This window comes from Puniceibacterium antarcticum, from assembly GCF_002760615.1.
Taxonomy (GTDB): Bacteria; Pseudomonadota; Alphaproteobacteria; order Rhodobacterales; family Rhodobacteraceae; genus Puniceibacterium; species Puniceibacterium antarcticum.
Map to the genome: position 1 here is coordinate 1 of NZ_AWWI01000163.1, position 1,774 is coordinate 1,774.

A 1,774-nucleotide genomic window follows, 5' to 3' on the forward strand; every position below is an offset into this window, starting at 1 on the left:
GGCGCTGGGGCAACGGCTGGAGGTGCGTGGCCAGCGGCTGCGCGATCTGGCGCGCGCTTTGCCACGGGTCGAGACCTTGCTGGATCAGCCGCGTCAGAAGGTTGATTCGGTGGGCGAGCGTTTGCCTGCCGCGCTGATCCGGTCGGTGCAGACCCGGCGGGTGCGTCTGTCCGAGCGAGCCGGAAGTCTGCGTCCAGCCTTGCTGCACCGCGCGGTTGAGGGGGAGGCGCGGCGGCTGGAGGATCGGGCCGGGCGGCTGGATCCGGCGCTGCTGAGGTTGATCACGGCGCGGCGCGAGGCACTGGGGCGGCGGAGTGACAGGTTGTCGCTGCGCCCCATCCAGCGCGATCTGGGTGTCAAGCGCGAACGTCTTGGCGCGCTGTCGCGCCGGTTTGACGAGGCGGCCTCTGGACAACTGGCAGAGTTGCGCCGCAAGTTGGACGCGCTGGACCGGTTGCGCGAGACGCTGAGCTATAAGGCGACGCTGGAGCGCGGTTATGCGGTGGTGCGCGGCGACGGCCATGTGGTGACCGGCAAGACGGCCGCGGCGCAGGCCTCGGGGCTGGAGATCGAGTTTGCCGACGGGCGGTTCAAGATCGGCGGGAGTGCGATGAAGAAGTCCACGAAAAAAGCGCCGGAGCAGGGATCCCTGTTCTGATTGCGCTGCCGCGGGCGCATGACGGGGCAGGGCGCGCTATCGCGCGCGCCGCATGACTGGACTGCGGTCGCTTTTATGCCGTGCGGGGGTGGGTTGTTACGCGACACGGTGTCAGGCGAAGGCTCTCTGATCAGACGCCAGTCTTCGGGCCGTAGCAGAGCATCGGATCAGACTGCTGTCTGGCTTCGTAGAGGTTGGTGCCATCCTGGGTGTTTTCGAACACCGCACGCAGGCCCGAATCTTCTTTGAAAAAGGCCCAGCATTGCGGGTCTGATGCGCCGTCGTAGAGAAAGCATATCTGGCCCGCAGCTTCGTACCATCTGCCTTCGGTGCAGTCCCCGTCCATGAAGGACCAGCGCACGCGGCGGTCGGGCAGGTATTGCTCGACACCGTAGGATTGGCCATCCTGGCCGAAGACGAGCGTTTTGCCCGTGGCGTAGGCGTCGAATTCCGGGCCGGACATGGGGGGCTGGGCGCTTGCGGGCAAGGCCAGCGCTGCCATCAGGCTGAGTGCGGTGAGGAGTCGGAGGATATGTTGCATTTGATTAATTTGCCAGACAATAGGGGTTCTGTGAAGACGAGAATGTGACGCTAGGTTAATGCAGATCTCCGGATGTTCCAGATGCAAATGGGGACGGTGTTCCCTCTGCGTGCTCTGGTCTGTTCAATCTTCTGGCCTGTTCGATGCCTTCGGCAGGCTCACGCTTTGCCGGAGGGAAGGAATAGCTGTCTCAGGACAGTCCTGACCTTGAGGCGCGTTGCGGGCGATAGCTGCTCGGGCGGGATGGCCCGGAGCGCTGTAGGACATCCTAAAGGATGCCGACAGTCAGGCGCTGAAATCCATGGCGTCAACGGACTTTCATCTTGGCCAAAGGCGTATTAGGTCAACGCCACGTGAATGGGAGCGACATGATGTCCTTTTTCGGCAAGCTGAAGACAAAACTGTTCAAATCCTCATCGAGGCTGGAAGAGGGGCTGGATGCGATCGTCGAGGAGGGCGGCAGTGCCGAGCCGGAACCGGATCTGCCGCCCTCTGCGTCCCGGGGGCCGGATGTGCCCGCGCCGCCCGCGCCGGATGTCACGCCTCCGGTCGAACGCCCCGCGCCCGGTCCGGTT

2 protein-coding genes and 1 pseudogene are annotated in these 1,774 nt (G+C 64.3%); 2 read left to right on the plus strand and 1 reads right to left on the minus strand.

Translation table 11 applies throughout. The annotated features are described in order from the left end of the window. Window positions 1-658, plus strand: a 658-nt coding sequence (locus P775_RS22670) for an exodeoxyribonuclease VII large subunit (RefSeq protein ID WP_281256114.1), incomplete at its 5' end; no start/stop codon positions are given. Window positions 659-788: 130 nt separating this feature from the next. Here the strand turns inward: P775_RS22670 and P775_RS22675 are convergent. Beyond that, window positions 789-1,199 carry a hypothetical protein gene (locus tag P775_RS22675; RefSeq protein WP_099913117.1) on the minus strand — a complete coding sequence of 137 codons (411 nt, stop codon included), beginning with the start codon at window positions 1,197-1,199 and terminating at the stop codon, window positions 789-791. A 368-nt stretch (window positions 1,200-1,567) separates the two neighbouring features. On the opposite strand from P775_RS22675, the pseudogene P775_RS29175 reads away from it, so the two are divergent. After that, a pseudogene (locus P775_RS29175) lies at window positions 1,568-1,774 on the plus strand (signal recognition particle-docking protein FtsY); the annotation flags it as partial.